The following is a 17535-nucleotide window of genomic DNA, read 5'->3' on the forward strand; positions in this document are numbered from 1 at the left end:
CACGCGCAAATCAGAACGGATAATCGTTATAGCCCATCTGTTCGGAAATTTTACGCGCCGCCGTATGCAGCATCGCGACATACTCGTTCAGGCGCTCTTCCGAGAAACGCAGCGTCGGGAAAGAGATACTCAGACCGGCGATAACCACGCCGAAGCGGTCGAAAACCGGCACCCCGATGCAGCGCAGCCCTTCTTCCTGCTCTTCGTTATCTTCGCCATATCCCTGCTCGCGGACCTTATCCAGAACCGCCAGCAGCTCTTCGGTGCTGGTGATGGTCCGATCGGTGCTGCGTTTGTACTCCACGCCTTCCAGAATCTGCTCAACCTCGGAACGATCGCGCCAGGCCAGCAGCACTTTACCGATCGCGGTGCTGTACAGCGGGTTACGACGCCCAATGCGCGAGTACATGCGCAAATTGTACATTGAGTCGATTTTGTGGATGTAAACGATGCTGTCTTCATCCAGGGCGCCCAGGTGGACGGTCTCTTTCGTCAGGCGTGAAAGCTCGCGCATCTGAATATCAGCGCTACGTACCAAATCAACGTTCTGCAAAGCCCGCGCGCCAAGTTCAAAGAGTTTCAGGGTCAGAGAATATTTCTCGGATTCGCCTTCCTGAGCCACGTACCCCAGCGATTTCATGGTCTGCAAAAAGCGATAAACGGTGCTTTTTGACATCATGACGCGCTGGGACAGTTCGGTAATGCCAATTTCACGCTCTTCGCCAAGCGCCTGCAGGATGCCAAAAACCTTCAATACCGAAGAGACAGAATCTGGCTGTTTATCCAAATCTGCAACTGCCATTTATCACCTCATCGCAACTGTTTTATAAAAATTAGAACCGGTTTTTATTATAAATTCGCATCCCGCGAGCCGCAATCGTTCTTCTGCCTATTCGTTACAAATCTGCGACATGCCGCTGAATAATCAATGCTAAAATTATTACCCAGTTAATAGTCCCCGATAAGATACAGACCTCACATGGATAAAAAACTCTCCGATGGGCTGCCTTTACCGCAGCGTTACGGTGCCATTCTGACCATTGTATTAGGCCTGTCGATGGCGGTGCTGGATGGCGCGATCGCCAACGTCGCCCTGCCGACCATCGCCAGCGATTTAAACGCGTCCCCGGCATCCTCTATCTGGATAGTGAATGCCTACCAAATCGCCATTGTTATCGCGCTGCTGCCGCTCTCTTTCCTCGGCGATATGGTCGGCTATCGGCGTATTTATAAAATCGGCCTGGCGCTTTTTACCTTCACGTCGCTGGCCTGCGCCCTCTCCACAAGCCTGGAAATGCTGACCCTGGCGCGCGTGGCGCAGGGCCTCGGCGGCGCGGCGCTGATGAGCGTTAACACCGCCCTTATTCGCCTGATTTATCCCCAGCGTTTTCTCGGCCGCGGAATGGGGATCAACTCTTTCGTGGTGGCGGTCTCCTCCGCGGCGGGACCGACCATCGCCGCCGCGATTCTCTCGATGGCTTCATGGCAATGGCTGTTTTTGATTAACGTTCCGCTGGGCATTATTTCCCTGCTCCTCGCGATTCGCTATCTGCCCGCCAACGCGGGCCGCAGCAAGGTCACCCGCTTCGACCTGCCGAGCGCGATCATGAATGCCCTCACCTTTGGTTTACTGATTACCGCGCTCGGCGGTTTCGCCCAGGGCCAGTCCGGCGAACTGGTTGCGGCGGAGATCGTTGCCATGCTGGTCGTCGGATTCTTTTTTGTCCGCCGTCAGCTCAGGATGCCAGTCCCCCTGCTGCCGATTGACCTGCTGCGTATCCCGCTATTCTCTCTGTCAATTTGTACCTCGATATGCTCCTTCTGCGCCCAGATGCTGGCCATGGTTTCACTGCCGTTCTTCCTGCAGTCAATGATGGGACGCAGCGAGGTGGAAACCGGTCTGCTGCTGACGCCGTGGCCGCTGGCCACCATGGTGATGGCGCCGCTGGCAGGCTATTTGATTGAGAAAGTTCACGCCGGGCTGCTGGGCGCGATTGGCCTTCTCGTCATGGCCTGCGGCCTGTTCGGCCTGGCTTTACTGCCCTCCGCCCCCACGGATCTGGATATTATCTGGCGCATGGCGCTCTGCGGCGCGGGCTTTGGTCTGTTCCAGTCGCCCAACAATCACACCATCGTCTCTTCAGCGCCGGCTCATCGTAGCGGCGGCGCAAGCGGCATGCTGGGGACCGCGCGCCTGCTTGGGCAGAGTACCGGCGCCGCGCTGGTGGCGCTGCTGTTTAATCTGTCAGGAAATAGCGGAACCCACACCGCTCTTATGCTGGCCGGGATCCTTGCCGTTGTCGCCGCGGCCGTCAGCGGGCTGCGCGTCACGCAGCCGCGCGCCAGGCTGTAGCCCTTAATCGACATAAAAAAATCCGCAGCCCGAAGGTTGCGGATTTTTGTTTTATTACAGCCGGGAACAGAGCGTTACTTCAGATATTCGCCGCTGCGCAGGGCTTCAATACGCTTATCCAGAGGCGGGTGAGTCATAAACAGCTCGCTCATGGATTTCGCTTTACCGTTAATGCAGAACGCCATCATGCTGCTGGCTTCCTGCGGCTCATAGCTGGTTTTCAGGCGCTGCAGCGCGGCGATCATTTTCTCACGCCCGACCAGTTTTGCTGAACCGGCGTCGGCATGGAACTCGCGGTAGCGGGAGAACCACATGGTGATGATGCTCGCCAGAATACCAAATACCAGCTCCAGCACCGTAGCGACCGCAAAATAGATCAGCGGGTTGCCGTTGCTGTTTTCACCTTCATCCCGGTTGCCGCCGAGAAAGCCCGCCGCAATCTGCGCGATAACGCGCGAGATAAAGATAACGAAGGTGTTCACCACCCCCTGAATCAACGTCATGGTAACCATGTCACCGTTGGCAATGTGGCTAATCTCATGCGCAATGACCGCTTCCGCTTCATCACGGCTCATGTTCTGCAGCAGCCCGGTGCTGACGGCCACCAGCGACGCGTCGCGGCGCGCGCCGGTCGCAAAGGCGTTAATATCCGGCGCATGGTAGATAGCCACCTGCGGCATACCAATGCCCGCCTGCCGCGCCTGCTGCGCGACGGTATTCATTAGCCAGCGCTCGGTTTCATTACGCGGCTGCTCAATGACTTCCCCACCCACCGATTTCAGCGCCATCCATTTCGACATCAGCAGCGAAACGATTGAACCGCCGAAACCAAACAACAGCGCCATGATCAGCAGCCCGGTCATGCTGCTTGACTGAATTCCCGTCAGGCTTAGCACCAGCCCGAACACCACCATCACTGCCAGGTTGGTCAGCAGGAAAAGCGCGATTCGCATCATAATTTTCTTTTAACCTCGATTTAACAAAACGCACTATGCGATTACCCACATGGTATGGGTAGGACGCCAATTTTCAACCATCAGGCCCCGCTAAGTCACGAGAAAGACACAACTTTACATTTTGTAGCATATTGCTGACGCTGGGCAAAAGCGTTGACATTTTGTTGAATTCAGGCCGTCAGAGTTGGCAAGGACGGAAAAGAAAACGGGCACAAATTATTGTGCCCGTTGGGGATTTATTTACTGGCCGGGGGCTCTACCGCGGGCCGATCCTTTTCCTCATGGGCCAGGTCGAGCGCAATGTGAACCGTTTCATCAAGATACGGATCGGGCTCCTGGTAATCCTTCGGCAGATCTTCCAACTTCTTCAGTAACGGCTTGCCTTCGCGTTTCAGGCGATCGTTAACGCGGGCCAGACGAATCGCATCATCTTCTTCGTTCTCCTTTTCACGCTGCGCGTAGTTCAGGGAGACGATGTTGCGTTTGTCTTTCATCGCGTTATAGCGAGCAATGTCCTTCATGATGTACTGGAATTCAGGATCTTTAGCGATACGCGCATCGTGACGTTTGAGCAGCTCCGGCCCAAACGGCGTCAGGTCACCGTATTTCACGTAGGTTGCCGCATTGACGCTGTCCCACGGTAGCGCGTTATCTTCATACTGCTCACCGGTTTCACGCTCTTCCGTTCCGGTCGGCATCATGATGTCCGGCGTCACACCCTTACGCTGAGTACTACCGCCGTTGATGCGATAGAATTTCTGAATGGTGTACTGTACGGAGCCCAGCGCCGGCCAGTCAGGACGCAGCATCTGGTCGTAGATCCGGTTCAGCGAACGGTACTGCTGGACGGTCCCCTTGCCAAAGGTCGGCTCCCCGACGATCAGCGCGCGACCGTAGTCCTGCATCGCGGCGGCGAAAATTTCAGAAGCCGAGGCGCTGAAACGGTCGACCAGCACCACCAGCGGGCCTTTGTAGTACACCACGCCGTCGGTGTCGCTGTCTTCGCGCACTTTACCGTTGTTATCGCGCACCTGAACAACCGGACCGGATGGAATAAACAGACCAGAAAGCGAAACCGCTTCGGTCAGCGCTCCGCCGCCGTTGCTGCGCAGGTCGATAACGATGCTGCTGACGTTCTGTTTCTCCAGCTTCTGCAGCTGAACCTTCACGTCATCCGTCAGGCCAACATAGAAACCAGGGATATCCAGCACGCCAACTTTTTCTTTGCCGACGGTTTTGACGGTCATTTTAACCGCGCGGTCTTCAAGACGGATGCGTTCGCGCGTGAGGGTAACAATCCGCGTTTTCGCGCCTTTACCCGCAGGCAGGATCTCCAGGCGAACCTTGCTGCCCTTTGGACCTTTGATTAACGCGACCACGTCATCAAGACGCCAGCCGATCACATCAACCATGCCTTTACCCGGCTGGCCGACGCCAACGATACGGTCACCCACGCTGATGGCTTTACTCTTCGCCGCAGGACCGCCTGCCACCAGCGAATTGATCACCGTGTAGTCGTCATCCATCTGCAATACCGCGCCGATACCTTCGAGAGACAGGCTCATTTCGGTATTGAACTGCTCGGTATTGCGCGGTGAGAGATAGTTGGTATGCGGGTCGATTTCACGCGCAAAGGCGGTCATCGCCAGTGAGAAAACATCTTCGCTGTTGGTTTGCGCCAGACGGCGAATGGCAAACTTGTAGCGGCGGGTTAAGGTTTCGCGAATCTCTTTATCATCTTTGCCCGCCAGCTTCAGGCTGAGCTGATCGAACTTCACCTTGGCATCCCACAGCGCATTCAGCTCGGCTTCATCTTTCGGCCAGGGCGACTTGCTGCGGTCAAGGTTAAAGTTATCATTGCCGGCAAAGTCCATCGGACGTTCCAGCACTTTCAATGCATATTGATAACGCTCGAAACGACGTTTCTGCGCCAGGTTATACAGGTCGTAAAAAACGTCCAGCTTCCCGCTGCGCAGCTCATCGCCGATTTGATTCTTTTTCGCGGCAAACTGCGCCACGTCGCTGGCCAACAGCACGTTATGGCTGTAATCCAGCAGGTTCAGATAACGATCGAAAATTTTTGCCGAAAAGGCATTGTCGAGATCGAACTGACGGTAGTGGGAACGGGTAAAGCGCGATGTCACGCGCTCGCTCACCGTTGCGTGCTGCGGCTCTTCTTTCAGCACGGGGATTTGATCAATCCGGGTTATATCGTCCACGGCGAACGACTGGCCTGCGATTACCAGCAGGCCCGCCAACGCGGTGAGCTTAAAGAATTTGTTCATGCCTGGCCCGGCCTCCGTTTCAGAACACCAGGTGTTCTGCGCGTACAATCATTGACATACCAGAAGTCAGCTGTACACGAACGCCATCTTTGGTGATTTCCAGGACGGTGGCGTCCATTGCATTATTACCTGCTTTCACCTTCAGTGCCTGGCCAACGGTCAATACAGACACATCTGATACAGGGGTATGACGCTCTTCGCGCGGCGCTTTAGCTGCTGGTGCCGGGCGCGGTTTACGCTGCTCAGCGCCTTCTTTACGACGCGCCTGAGCCTGAGGACGAGGTTTACGCTCGCGACGAGCCCCCTCTTCCGGCTGGCCAGCGGCGGCGGCGGCTTCGCGTTTTTTCGCTTGCTGCGCTTCACGCTGCGCCTGGACGCGGGCTTTTGCTTCTTCAAGCTGCTGGCGGGCGTGAGCGACATGCTGCTCTTCCAGTTCGCCGCACGGGTTGCCGTCGAGGTCAACGCGGACTGCGCCAGGCTTAACGCCGTACAGGTAACGCCAGCTCGAAGTATAAAGACGCAGTGCAGCGCGAAGTTGGGTTTTGCTGAGATTCATCTCTCCGCCAACGCGCTCAACGAGATCCTGAAAAATACCGACTTTCAGGGGACGAGCTTCGCCTTCAGCGCTAAAACACTGAGGGAAGCGTTCGGCCAGAAACGCAATGACTTCTTTACTGCTATTCAACTTAGGTTGATTTTCCATGAAATTTCCTGATTACAACGGACGTAGCCAACAAGCCGCAGGCATGAACAGGCGTCATTATAATGACGTCATCGGTAAATGCTACGTTATCCGTTGATTATCCTGCGACGCGGGTGAATATTTTTTGATAATCAGTCGCAGAAATGAGTTTTTCCAGATGCGCGACCAGTTCTGCCAGCCCCTGCTCATCTTCAGCGGTGAAGCGGGAATGGGCCGTGCTATCGATATCCAGCACGCCGATAGTCCGATCGTTCACCCGTAACGGGAAGACAATTTCCGAATTACTGGCGGCATCGCAGGCGATGTGACCATCAAACGCGTGAACGTCTTCTACCCGCTGCACGCGATTCTGCGCAACGGCAGCGCCGCATACGCCGCGCCCTACCGGAATCCGCACGCAGGCCAGCTTGCCCTGGAACGGGCCAAGGACCAGCGTATCGCCTTCCAGGAGATAAAAACCGGCCCAGTTCACTTCAGCCAGCCGCTCGAACAGCAGCGCGCTGGTATTTGAAATCATGGCCAGAAAACTGGTTTCGCCTGCCATTAACGCCTGAAAATCGCGGTTCAGATCCGCGTAGAATTCTTGTTTGTTCATTATTTATTCGCTTAGTTGTCTTACTACCTTACACTTACAGCCTAATAAAATAAGCTTTAAATGCATTCATGCTCAAGATGAATTCATTCCTGAGTTAAGATAGAGAGATACACTCATTTCTGTAAGCTATAAATGCCACTAAAAACACCCAGGATTACGCCAGCAAAAAAAATGATCGTCTACTCGGTCAGCGCGCCTGTTGCGCACGCTCACTATCAGCGCTGCCCGCAGTGCGATCTGCTGTTTCGTTTACCGGTCCTCAAAAAGAATCAAAGCGCCTGGTGTCCTCGCTGCAACGCCAAAGTGCGCGATGGCCGCGACTGGTCGCTTACCCGGCTGGGCAGCATGGCGATCGCGATGCTGCTGCTGATGCCTTTTGCCTGGAGCGAACCGCTTCTGCGCTTACATCTCTTAGGCGTGCGCATCGACGCTAACGTCCTTCAGGGCATCTGGCAAATGACCGGCCAGGGCGATCCGCTCACGGCGGCGATGGTGCTGTTTTGCGCGGTCGTCGCGCCGGTGCTGCTGGTCGTCTCAATCGCCTACCTGTGGCTGGGTAACGTGCTGGGCATGAATCTGCGCCCGATACTGCTGATGCTGGAGCGGCTCAAAGAGTGGGTGATGCTGGATATTTACCTGGTCGGTATCGGCGTCGCCTCAATCAAAGTACAAGATTACGCCTTTCTGCAGCCCGGCATCGGGCTTATCGCCTATATCGCGCTCACCCTGCTCAGCATCCTGACGCTTATTCATATGAACGTTGAGGAGCTGTGGGAGCGTTTTTATCCCCAGCGCCCGGCGCTGCGGCCGGACAATAATCTCCAGGTTTGTCTCGGCTGTCATTATACCGGACATCGTGATTCCCGCGGGCGCTGCCGCCGCTGTCACACGCCCCTGCGCCACAGGCGCCGCCAAAGCCTGCAAAAGAGCTGGGCCGCGCTGATCGCGTCGATGGTTTTCCTGCTGCCTGCCAACCTGCTGCCGATCTCGATTATCTACGTCAACGGCGCGCGCCAGGACGACACCATTCTTTCCGGCATTATGTCGCTGGCCAGCAGCAACGTGGCCATCGCCGGAGTGGTGTTCATCGCCAGTATTCTGGTCCCATTCACCAAAGTTATTGTATTGTTTACCCTGCTGGTCAGCATACAATTCAAGTGTGAACAGGGGTTACGTACCCGCATCCTGCTGCTGCGGCTGATTACCTGGATCGGCCGCTGGTCTATGTTGGATCTTTTTGTCATCGCATTAACCATGTCGCTGATCAACCGCGATCAGCTCCTCGCGTTTACGATGGGGCCCGCCGCGGTCTATTTTGGCGCCGCGGTAATATTAACTATCCTTGCTGTTGAATGGCTGGACAGCCGCTTACTTTGGGACGCACATGAGTCAGGAAACGCCCGCTTCGCCGACTGAAGCCAAAATTAAAACTAAACGCCGCATTTCGCCCTTCTGGCTGCTGCCGGTCATTGCGCTACTGATTGCCGGTTGGCTGATATGGACCAGCTATCAGGATCGCGGTACGACGATCGTTATCGACTTCCAGTCGGCCAACGGTATCGTTCCTGGGCGCACGCCTATCCGCTATCAGGGGGTAGAAGTCGGTACGGTCGAGAATATCTCGCTGAGTAAAGATCTGAGTAAAATTGAGGTTTCAGCCAGCGTCAAAGGCGATATGAAAGATGCGCTGCGCAAGGAGACGCAGTTCTGGCTGGTGACGCCGAAAGCTTCTCTTGCCGGCGTGTCGGGCCTCGATGCGCTGGTTGGCGGCAACTATATCGGCATGATGCCCGGTCAGGGCGAGCCTGAGGATCACTTTGTCGCTCTCGACACCCAGCCGAAGTATCACATCAATAACGGCGAGCTGATGATTCATCTCAAGTCAGCGGATTTGGGCTCGTTAACCAGCGGCTCGCTAGTCTATTTCCGCAAAATTCCGGTCGGCCGGGTGTATGACTACGCTATTAACCCGAACAATCAGGGCGTCACGATTGACGTACTGATCGAGCGCCGTTTCACGAACCTGGTGAAAAAAGAGAGCCGTTTCTGGAACGTCTCCGGCGTGAAAGCGGATGTCAGCCTGAGCGGCGCGAAGGTCCAGCTGGATAGCCTCTCGGCGCTGGTGAACGGCGCCATCGCCTTTGATTCCCCCGATGACTCTGCGCAGGCTCAGCAGAACACGGATTATCATTTATATGAAGACCTGGCGCACAGCCAGCGTGGGGTGGTGGTCAAACTGGATCTTCCCGACGGCGCGGGCTTAAAAGCCGGCTCTACGCCGCTGATGTACCAGGGTCTCGAGGTTGGCCAGCTCAGCAAGATGAATCTCAATTCCGACGGGAAAGTGACCGGCGAAATGACCGTCGATCCGAGCGTCGTCAGCCTGCTGCGCGAGAAGACGCTGATTCAGATGAAGAAGCCGAAAATCTCTCTGGATAACCCCAGCGTCAGCGCCCTGCTGACCGGCACTACCTTTGAACTGGTCCCCGGTGAAGGTGAGCCGCGCAACCAGTTTGCGGTACTGCCTGCCGATAAATCCATTCTGGAAGAACCGGATGTCGCGACCGTCACGCTCACCGCGCCGGAGAGCTACGGTATCGACGCCGGGCAGCCGCTCATTCTGCACGGCGTACAGATTGGTCAGGTTCTGGAGCGCAAGCTGAACGCCGATGGCGTCACTTTCCAGGTGGCGATTATGCCGGAGTACCGTTCACTGGTTCGCGGCGATAGCAAATTCGTGGTCAACAGCCGGATTGACGTCAAAGTCGGCATTGACGGCGTGCAGTTCCTCGGCGCCAGCGCCAGCGAATGGGTCAACGGCGGGATCCGCATTATTCCGGGCGACAAGGGGGCGATGCAAAGCCGCTATCCGCTGTATGCAAACCAGGAAAAGGCGCTGGAAAACAGCATGAGCGATCTGCCAACCACCACGCTTACGCTCTCAGCCGAGACGCTGCCGGACGTGCAGGCCGGCTCCGTGGTGCTGTACCGTAAATTTGCGGTCGGGGAGATCATTACCGTTCAGCCGCGCAAAAACGCCTTTGAGATCAATATCCATATCAAGCCGGAGTATCGCCATCTGCTGACCAGCAACAGCGTGTTCTGGGCCGAAGGCGGCGCCAAAGTGCAGCTTAACGGCAGCGGTCTGACGGTGCAGGCTTCCCCGCTCTCCCGCGCGCTGAAGGGCGCGATTAGCTTTGATAACCTCAGCGGCGCCAGCGCCAGCGCGCGGATCGATAACAAACGGGTGCTGTATGCGTCGGAAACCGCCGCTCGCGCGGTGGGTGGGCAGATAACCCTGCACGCCTTCGACGCCGGTAAAATCGCCGAAGGGATGCCGATTCGCTATCTGGGGATCGATATTGGTCAGATCCAGTCGCTGAATTTAATTACCGCGAAAAACGAAGTGCAGGCGAAAGCGGTGCTCTACCCGGAATACGTCAACACCTTTGCCCGCGCCGGAACGCGTTTCTCGGTGATTACGCCGCAGATTTCCGCGGCGGGCGTTGAACATCTGGATACCCTTTTCCAGGCCTATATCAACGTCGAGCCTGGCCGCGGTTCACCGCGTCGTGATTTCGAAATTCAGGAAACCACGATCAGTGATTCACGCTATATCGACGGCCTGAGCATTATCGTCGAAGTACCGGAAGCGGGTTCGCTGGGTATCGGCACGCCGGTACTGTTCCGCGGGCTCGAAGTGGGCACGGTGACCGGCCTGATGCTCGGTTCGATGTCGGATCGCGTGATGGTACAGCTGCGAATCAGCAAGCGTTATCAGTATCTGGTGCGCAACAACTCGGTGTTCTGGCTGGCTTCCGGCTATAGCCTCGACTTTGGCCTGATTGGCGGGGTGGTGAAAACCGGTACCTTTAATCAGTTCATTCGCGGCGGTATCGCGTTTGCCACGCCTCCGGGTACGCCGCTGGCGCCGAAAGCGCAGGATGGCAAACACTTCCTGCTGCTGGAGAGCGAACCGAAAGAGTGGCGCGAATGGGGCACCGCCCTGCCGCGCTAAGCATAACAGGCTCCGGTGTCCGCCGCCGGAGCCTTTATGGTAAACTACGCCCCCTTTTTTCCTTGTGGTGCGCTCCCCGTGGCTCAAAACGCTGTCTATCTTCCTGAAGAATTCCTCGCTCAAATGCGTGCGGCCATGCCGACGCATCTCTCTTTTGACGACTTTATCGCCGCCTGCCAGCGCCAGCTGCGGCGGAGCATTCGCGTCAATACGCTGAAAATCACGGTGGCTGATTTTTTGCAGCTGGTAGCCCCCTATCGCTGGCAGCTCACGCCGGTTCCGTGGTGCGAAGAGGGTTTCTGGATCGAGCGTGAAGACGAAGACGACCTGCCGCTGGGCAGCACGGCCGAGCATCTTAGCGGGCTGTTTTATATCCAGGAAGCCAGCTCCATGCTGCCGGTCGCCGCGCTGTTTGCCGATGGTGAAACGCCGCAGCGGGTGATGGATGTCGCCGCCGCGCCGGGCTCTAAAACCACGCAAATCGCCGCGCGCATGGGCAATGAAGGCGGCATTCTGGCCAATGAGTATTCCGCCAGCCGGGTTAAAGTCCTGCACGCCAATATCAGCCGCTGCGGAATTAGCAACGTGGCGCTGACCCATTTCGATGGTCGGGTATTCGGCGCCGCGCTGCCGGAATGCTTTGACGCGATCCTGCTCGACGCCCCCTGCTCCGGCGAAGGGGTAGTACGTAAAGACCCCGATGCGCTGAAAAACTGGTCACCGGAAAGCAACGCGGAGATCGCGCTAACCCAGCGTGAACTTATCGACAGCGCGTTTCACGCCCTTCGCCCCGGCGGGACGCTGGTTTACTCCACCTGCACCCTGAACCGGCAAGAAAACGAAGAGGTGGTCAACGGGCTGCTAGCGCGCTATCCGCAGGCGGTGCAAGTTCTGCCGCTCGGCTCGCTGTTCCCCCAGGCCAGCGAAGCGCTGACCGACGAGGGTTTCCTGCACGTCTTTCCGCAGATTTTTGACTGCGAAGGGTTCTTCGTCGCCCGCTTACGCAAAACCGCCGCCATCGAGCCGCTCCCGGCGCCGGGCTATAAAGTCGGGAAATTCCCCTTCACGCCGCTTAAAACCCGCGAATCCGCCGCCGTTATTGCCGCCGCCGCCGCGGTCGGTCTGCAGTGGAGCGCCGAGCATACGCTCTGGCAGCGTGATAAAGAGATCTGGCTCTTCCCGCAGGCGCTCGAAGCGCTGTTCGGTAAAGTGCGCTTTTCCCGCATCGGGATCCGGCTCGCCGAAACCCACAACAAAGGCTACCGCTGGCAGCACGAAGCGGTGATTGCGCTTGCCGCGCCGGCCGCGCCCTTTGCGCTAACTCAGGCCGAAGCGGAAGAGTGGTACCGCGGTCGCGACGTCTATCCGGAAACGCTCCCGGAGAAGGATGATGCGATTGTCACCTATCAGGGCGCGCCGCTCGGGCTGGCGAAAAAAGTCGGGTCGCGTTTAAAAAACAGCTATCCCCGCGAACTGGTGCGCGACGGTAAGCTTTTTAGCAAAAAAGCGTGATGGCGCCTCGAAAAACAGCACTTTTTCACTGGCGCTTTACGCCCGTTTGTCTACGCTGAAAAATGTCGGCCTCAACTGGTCGTACCACAAATTAGCAGACAAACGGGGTGAATTTATGAGTAAAACCAGCGTACGTATCGGCGCGTTTGAAATAGACGACGCCGAACTGCACGGCGAACAGCAGGGAGAGCGAACGTTAAGCATTCCCTGCAAATCCGATCCGGATTTATGCATGCAGCTTGATGCATGGGACGCGGACACCAGCGTGCCCGCCATACTTGATGGTGAACATTCCGTCCTCTACCGTAAGCACTACGATCGCCAGTCCGATGCCTGGATCATGCGCCTCGCCTGATTCAAATGAACCCGTCGCCTGAGACGGGTTATTTATTTCCCCGCTTTTCCGACATCTCCTACACTTAACAATATGTTTTTCAGGATATGAGGCCAGGATGTTTGCCTTAGTACTGTTTATTTGTTACCTGGACGGCGGCTGTGAAGATATCGTTGTTGATGTTTACGATAACGAGCGGCAGTGCATAACCGCCATGGACGATCAGCGGATACGCCACGGTGGCTGCTTTCCGGTAGAAGATTTTATCGACAGTTTCTGGCTCCCCGCCCGAGAATACAGCGATTTTTAGCCCGCCAGCTGTAGCGCCACCAGGGTTAGCTCTCCACCAAATACGGCCCCTGTATCGATATAATGCTGGTTATCGCTGTCGTAGCGCCGTTGGAGCGGCGTATGGCCGAACCAGAAATGATCGGCGCCGGCAATCGCGCCGTGTCGCCCGGCGAAATGGTCGGTAAGCCGCTGCCGACGCCACAACACCTGATGCTCATCGACGGCGCGCTGCCAGCGATATACCGCGGCGGGGTAATCAGCATGGGCAATCACGTGCACCTGCCCACCGCTGTGGAGTTCGATAATCAGCGGTAGGTCGCGGCAGGAGGCGATAAGCTCCGCAAGGCGCCGCCTCTGGTTCTGCGGGGATTGCGTATACCAGCCGCCTCCGTTCATCTCCCAGAGCCGCATGTCGCCGCCCGCAAGCGCCTCCAGCGCCATCTGCTCATGGTTTCCACGCACCGCGCAAACCCAGCGATAGCGCAGTAAATCCAGGCATTGCGCGCTTTGTGGCCCACGATCGATCAGATCGCCCACCGAGAGAAGCAGGTCCTGATAAGGGTCAAACCTGCGCTCGCGAAGGGCCGCCATCAGACGTGCGAAACAGCCGTGCAGGTCGCCCACCAGCCAGATATTACGCCAGGCGGAACCGTTAATGCGCTGATACATATTATGTCCTCCTGGCATAATTATAGGAAAAATCCGTCACTTCAACGCCCGTAATATTGGCACCTCAATCGACTTTAAACGAAAGGCAAATATAGTCCGGCGAGGCATTAAGCTCCCCGAGATATATCCATAGAATAGAGGCTAAATAACTCCGAGGTATTCATCGTGACGGATAACAGCCTGCATTCAGCCAGCGTAGTTGAACGACGCCCAAATCTTATTGCCGATCTGGTGATGGGTCGGCTAACCCCTGCCCCCATCTGGCAACAACGCCATTACCGGCTTAAGTTTTTGCTGCGCACGGTATTATTTTATGCGCCAACGCGCAGCATGCTGGAGAGCCTGGCGGCGCGTGCGGACTTCAATCAGCTGCTGGCCGCTCAGGTGACGCTGCCGGGCAAAGTTCATCGCCAGTATTTGACCCGCGGATTAAACGCCAGCCAGCGCGCGCAGGCCATTATCAGCCACTACCAGTTCGTCGATTCCCTGGGAGGCTCGCGCCTTGCGGGCGCCATGACCGCCGCGAAAGAGACGCCGCTGCTTGAGCTAACGGGCAAAGACGACAGCCGGTTTACGCTCTCCGCCTCTTCGGCGGGTAAAGCCGAACGCGAGGGCGAGACGACGCTATGGCTGCGCGATAGCGATGAGACCGTGCTGGCCAGCGCGACCTTTAGCGTCACCCGCCAGCAGGAGCAATGGCAGCTGACCATCGGCGGTCTGCAGGGGCCGCGCAGCAATATCCCGCATGACGTAATTAAGCGGGCGACGCGCGCCTGTTACGGCCTGTTCCCAAAACGCCTGCTGCTGGAGTTTATCTGGTTGATGGCGGCGCGCTGCCACGTTCATCATATTTACGGGGTCAGCGATAACGGTCACGTCTTCCGCGCGCTGCGCTATCGGCTGAGTAAAGGGCGTCATTTTCACGCCAGCTACGATGAGTTCTGGCAATCTATCGATGGCGTCGCCGACGGCGACTGGCGCTGGCGCTTACCGCTGCAGCTGGAAAGAAAGACGCTTGAGAGCATCGCCAGCAAGAAGCGCGCTGAATATCGTCGCCGCTTTCAACTGCTGGATGATATGGCCGCTCAGATGGCGATACTCATGGATTAGATCTCCAGCCGTTTCATCAACGCCGTTTAGCACGACGGCGTTTGCATCTTCTACGGCGCTTTAGTTACTATCATAACTTCGTTGTATTCCTTACGGACGGCTAGTGAAGTTATGAGCAAAACTGAAATACTCCTGCTGGCTATCCTGCTGATTATTTTGGCCGCTGCTTTGTGGTTTATTTTTAGCGGGCAAATATGGTTCCTGGTGAGCTTTCTGGAAACATGGCTGTATCCCTCCTTCGTCGCGCCGGAATAAATTCTTACCGATTATTTTTATCCCGTAAGTTACGGTCTTCCTTTCATCCGGCAATAACCCGTCAAGCGCTCAGAAAAATAACCGCTAAAAAAGTTAACGCCGTTTCTTGTCTATTATTTCATTTGTCATACAAATGTGTATACTGGGTCTCTTCCGATGTTGGCCCGTACATTTCACCTGCACTATGGGCCTGATTTCGTGCAGGTGTTTTCTCCTCTCCCTCACTGAACGGCGCCCAGTGTCTACGCCCGGCTTTTTGTCCAGATTTTTTGTTGCAAAGTTTGCGCCAGATTGTGATTTAAAAAAAAATCACCTTATTTTTACGCCCCCTTGAAAACACAAATAAAAAACATAACACCAACAATTAATTAACATAAAGCATTCAATTCCATACAAATAATAATAACACAGCATAACAAACTAATAAAAAACACATTATCAGCAATTAATACAAAATTACACATATTCCGCAGGAGTAGTTATACGTTAACCAACAAAACCGCGGCAGTTACCCGGTGACCAACGTCTATCACTATATTGTTGTTTTTCTTCAGCGGCTTTCCACTAAGAGGTTCTCTATGAACGTCAAAACCATCTCGCGCAGTGTGCTGGGCGGCTTACTGAGCGCCATCGTTATTAGTCAACCGGCTTTCGCAGCGGGAACCTTAAGCGGCCAGATTGGCGTCCAGGTGACGCTCGGCAGCGGATGCAGCGTATCGAACGTCCGCAATGGCGAGAATAACCGCTGGGGCAACATTAATTTCGGCGCCTATGGCGATCTCGCCAACTCCATTGATGCGGAAGTCACCGGCAGCGGCGGCGGAAGCGCGCTAACCGTGACCTGCACCGAGGACCTCGACTCGACCCTGACGCTTGACGGCGGCCAGTTTGGCGATGCAGCGCTGCGCTATATGAAAAACGCCGGCGGTACCCAGCAGATTGCCTATCGGCTCTATTCAGATGCCGCCCGCAGTAATGAAATTTTGCCCGGCGGCACGATACCTATCGTTGGCACCGGCAATCCTCAGGCTATTCCTGTTTTTGCCCGCATCCGCCCCGAAGACCAGAGCGTCAATGCGCCGACGGCCGATGTGTATGACGACATCGTCACCGCGACGTTAACCTGGTAATCGCATAAGGAAAATGGGCGTCATGCTTCGACCCGAGTGGCTTACATTAATTCTGCTTTTTACCTCAGGCACCCATGCCGCCGTTGTCCAGAAGACGTTTAAAGTCTCCGCGCAGATCGCCGCAGGCTGCGCGCTTGGCGCCGGAGACGGCTCCCAAACAACAGATTTCGGCACCCTGAGTTTTGGCACTCTGTCATCGCTATACAGCAACGTTGATGTCGCCAGTACCTCTGGCGCAGGCTCAATCATCGTCACCTGCACGCCCGGCACCGCTATTTCAATCGCCCTCGACTATGGCGTCAACGGCGGCTCAGCCAGCCAGCGCTACATGTCGAACGGCAACAACAACACCCTGGCGTATCAGCTTTATCAGGACGCCAACCGCGCTAACGTTTGGGGCAACAGTACGCAAGCCTTGAGCGTCGCATCATTTCCGAGCACCACGCAAACCTACACGGTTTATGGCCGCCTTTTTGCCACGAATGGCTTCCCGGCGGTGGGCTCCTATACCGACACGGTCACCGTCACGCTGACCTATTAGATAATTCACAGGTTAACTATGATTCGCTGTAGATTTGCGCCGTTTATATTCGCTTTATCTCTTCCCTCATCGGTTCTGGCCGCAAGCTCCGTCCTGGTATGGCCGATCTTTCAAACTATCGAAAGCCATGAGAAAGGTTCTGAACTGTGGCTGGAGAATCGCGGCAGTTCGCCGGTTAATTTGCAGCTGCGCGTTTTTGCCTGGGATCAAAAAGCGTCAGCGGACGTCTACGCCGACCAGCGCGATGTTGTCGCCAGCCCCCCTTTTACCACGGTAGCGCCGGGGCAGCGCCAGCTGGTGCGGCTCATGCGCGTCGCCCCCATCGCCAACGGCAAAGAGCAGTCCTACCGCATTGTTATCGATGAGATCCCAGCCGCGCAGCCGGTAGCACAGACGGAACAGAACTCTGCAGGGCTGAAAATGCGCATGCGCTATGTCCTGCCGCTGTTTACCTATGGGCAAGGCCTCGCGCCGCTAAAGAACGCGGGTTCAGTCGAATCGGTAAGGACGACGCTGCGTTGGTCGCTCGCGCAGCAAAATAACCGCCAGACGCTGTGCATCGAGAATAGAGGCAGTCAACACGCCAGGCTCAGTACGGTTTACTGGGCGAACGCGAGCGGCAAAGGCCAAATTTCCCAGGCTAATGGCCTTCTCGGCTACGTTCTGGCGCAGAAAAAGGCCTGTTTCCCGAGCGGCGGAAAGTCTTCCGTGCCATCAGGCATGCATCTGTTCGCGAAATTAACGGATAACGGTCAGGCGGTGGAAATTCCGGCGAATCGTTGA

At 56.1% G+C, this 17535-nt stretch carries 16 protein-coding genes and 1 pseudogene; 11 read left to right on the top strand and 6 right to left on the bottom strand.

Translation table 11 applies throughout. The features are described from left to right. Positions 1–10: 10 nt before the first annotated feature. Entirely contained in the window at positions 11–802 is a 792-nt protein-coding gene (kdgR, locus tag KOSB73_RS19410) for a DNA-binding transcriptional regulator KdgR (protein ID WP_004134849.1), read from the bottom strand. 177 nt (positions 803–979) lie between these two features. On the opposite strand from kdgR, the gene KOSB73_RS19415 reads away from it, so the two are divergent. Further along, entirely contained in the window at positions 980–2353 is a 1374-nt protein-coding gene (locus tag KOSB73_RS19415) for an MFS transporter (RefSeq protein ID WP_049085615.1), read from the top strand. Between the two features lie 74 nt (positions 2354–2427). Here KOSB73_RS19415 and htpX read toward each other — a convergent pair whose 3' ends face one another. From htpX to KOSB73_RS19435, 4 genes and pseudogenes are all read right to left on the bottom strand, one after another. Beyond that, complete coding sequence (gene htpX / locus KOSB73_RS19420; protein WP_004122003.1) at positions 2428–3309, bottom strand: protease HtpX; 882 nt, start codon at positions 3307–3309, stop codon at positions 2428–2430. A 236-nt stretch (positions 3310–3545) separates the two neighbouring features. Then, a complete protein-coding gene (prc, locus tag KOSB73_RS19425) occupies positions 3546–5594 on the bottom strand; it encodes a carboxy terminal-processing peptidase (protein ID WP_024359858.1) in 2049 nt (682 codons plus the stop codon). A 19-nt stretch (positions 5595–5613) separates the two neighbouring features. Then, positions 5614–6297 (bottom strand): RNA chaperone ProQ, encoded by a 684-nt coding sequence (gene proQ, locus KOSB73_RS19430; RefSeq protein WP_004122005.1) that lies wholly within the window; start codon positions 6295–6297, stop codon positions 5614–5616. 81 nt (positions 6298–6378) lie between these two features. After that, a pseudogene (locus KOSB73_RS19435) lies at positions 6379–6892 on the bottom strand (GAF domain-containing protein). 132 nt (positions 6893–7024) lie between these two features. On the opposite strand from KOSB73_RS19435, the gene yebS reads away from it, so the two are divergent. The 5 genes from yebS to KOSB73_RS19460 all read left to right on the top strand — a co-directional run bounded on the left by yebS (position 7025) and on the right by KOSB73_RS19460 (position 13066). After that, positions 7025–8308, top strand: a complete 1284-nt coding sequence (yebS, locus tag KOSB73_RS19440; protein WP_049099796.1) for a membrane integrity lipid transport subunit YebS — start codon at positions 7025–7027, stop codon at positions 8306–8308. Then, positions 8277–10910 carry a PqiB family protein gene (locus KOSB73_RS19445; RefSeq protein WP_004122010.1) on the top strand — a complete coding sequence of 878 codons (2634 nt, stop codon included), beginning with the start codon at positions 8277–8279 and terminating at the stop codon, positions 10908–10910. Before yebS ends, KOSB73_RS19445 begins: the two co-directional genes overlap by 32 nt. Before the next feature lie 78 nt (positions 10911–10988). Beyond that, on the top strand, positions 10989–12422 hold the full coding sequence (gene rsmF, locus KOSB73_RS19450; RefSeq protein WP_098140886.1) for a 16S rRNA (cytosine(1407)-C(5))-methyltransferase RsmF: 1434 nt from the start codon (positions 10989–10991) through the stop codon (positions 12420–12422). A gap of 115 nt (positions 12423–12537) precedes the next feature. Further along, positions 12538–12777, top strand: a complete 240-nt coding sequence (locus KOSB73_RS19455; RefSeq protein WP_004103329.1) for a YebV family protein — start codon at positions 12538–12540, stop codon at positions 12775–12777. 97 nt (positions 12778–12874) lie between these two features. Next, a complete protein-coding gene (locus KOSB73_RS19460) occupies positions 12875–13066 on the top strand; it encodes a YdfD/YebW family protein (protein WP_004134836.1) in 192 nt (63 codons plus the stop codon). Here KOSB73_RS19460 and pphA read toward each other — a convergent pair. Further along, a complete protein-coding gene (gene pphA / locus KOSB73_RS19465; protein ID WP_004134833.1) occupies positions 13063–13716 on the bottom strand; it encodes a protein-serine/threonine phosphatase in 654 nt (217 codons plus the stop codon). The two genes, KOSB73_RS19460 and pphA, sit on opposite strands and share 4 nt — an antisense overlap. Before the next feature lie 165 nt (positions 13717–13881). Between pphA and KOSB73_RS19470 the strand changes: the two genes are divergently transcribed. The 5 genes from KOSB73_RS19470 to KOSB73_RS19485 all read left to right on the top strand — a co-directional run bounded on the left by KOSB73_RS19470 (position 13882) and on the right by KOSB73_RS19485 (position 17535). Then, on the top strand, positions 13882–14826 hold the full coding sequence (locus KOSB73_RS19470; protein WP_064410975.1) for a VirK/YbjX family protein: 945 nt from the start codon (positions 13882–13884) through the stop codon (positions 14824–14826). A 111-nt stretch (positions 14827–14937) separates the two neighbouring features. Further along, positions 14938–15081, top strand: coding sequence for an Ecr family regulatory small membrane protein (locus KOSB73_RS30890; protein WP_004134828.1), 144 nt, complete (start codon positions 14938–14940; stop codon positions 15079–15081). 578 nt (positions 15082–15659) lie between these two features. Continuing rightward, positions 15660–16211, top strand: a complete 552-nt coding sequence (locus tag KOSB73_RS19475; protein WP_049089569.1) for a Csu type fimbrial protein — start codon at positions 15660–15662, stop codon at positions 16209–16211. Between the two features lie 22 nt (positions 16212–16233). Then, positions 16234–16752, top strand: coding sequence for a Csu type fimbrial protein (locus tag KOSB73_RS19480; protein WP_049099811.1), 519 nt, complete (start codon positions 16234–16236; stop codon positions 16750–16752). 18 nt (positions 16753–16770) lie between these two features. Beyond that, positions 16771–17535 (top strand): fimbrial biogenesis chaperone, encoded by a 765-nt coding sequence (locus KOSB73_RS19485; RefSeq protein WP_004134823.1) that lies wholly within the window; start codon positions 16771–16773, stop codon positions 17533–17535.

It is taken from the genome of Klebsiella grimontii, from assembly GCF_900200035.1.
In the GTDB taxonomy this organism is placed as follows: domain Bacteria; phylum Pseudomonadota; class Gammaproteobacteria; order Enterobacterales; family Enterobacteriaceae; genus Klebsiella; species Klebsiella grimontii.

Coding starts and splice junctions, on each gene's coding strand:
- KOSB73_RS19475 (WP_049089569.1), top strand. CDS start 15,660: ATGAACGTCAAAACCATCTCGCGCAGTGTGCTGGGCGGCTTACTGAGC.
- pphA (WP_004134833.1), bottom strand. CDS start 13,716: ATGTATCAGCGCATTAACGGTTCCGCCTGGCGTAATATCTGGCTGGTG.
- KOSB73_RS19445 (WP_004122010.1), top strand. CDS start 8,277: ATGAGTCAGGAAACGCCCGCTTCGCCGACTGAAGCCAAAATTAAAACT.
- KOSB73_RS19460 (WP_004134836.1), top strand. CDS start 12,875: ATGTTTGCCTTAGTACTGTTTATTTGTTACCTGGACGGCGGCTGTGAA.
- yebS (WP_049099796.1), top strand. CDS start 7,025: ATGCCACTAAAAACACCCAGGATTACGCCAGCAAAAAAAATGATCGTC.
- KOSB73_RS19415 (WP_049085615.1), top strand. CDS start 980: ATGGATAAAAAACTCTCCGATGGGCTGCCTTTACCGCAGCGTTACGGT.
- KOSB73_RS30890 (WP_004134828.1), top strand. CDS start 14,938: ATGAGCAAAACTGAAATACTCCTGCTGGCTATCCTGCTGATTATTTTG.
- proQ (WP_004122005.1), bottom strand. CDS start 6,297: ATGGAAAATCAACCTAAGTTGAATAGCAGTAAAGAAGTCATTGCGTTT.
- htpX (WP_004122003.1), bottom strand. CDS start 3,309: ATGATGCGAATCGCGCTTTTCCTGCTGACCAACCTGGCAGTGATGGTG.
- KOSB73_RS19455 (WP_004103329.1), top strand. CDS start 12,538: ATGAGTAAAACCAGCGTACGTATCGGCGCGTTTGAAATAGACGACGCC.
- prc (WP_024359858.1), bottom strand. CDS start 5,594: ATGAACAAATTCTTTAAGCTCACCGCGTTGGCGGGCCTGCTGGTAATC.
- kdgR (WP_004134849.1), bottom strand. CDS start 802: ATGGCAGTTGCAGATTTGGATAAACAGCCAGATTCTGTCTCTTCGGTA.
- KOSB73_RS19480 (WP_049099811.1), top strand. CDS start 16,234: ATGCTTCGACCCGAGTGGCTTACATTAATTCTGCTTTTTACCTCAGGC.
- KOSB73_RS19485 (WP_004134823.1), top strand. CDS start 16,771: ATGATTCGCTGTAGATTTGCGCCGTTTATATTCGCTTTATCTCTTCCC.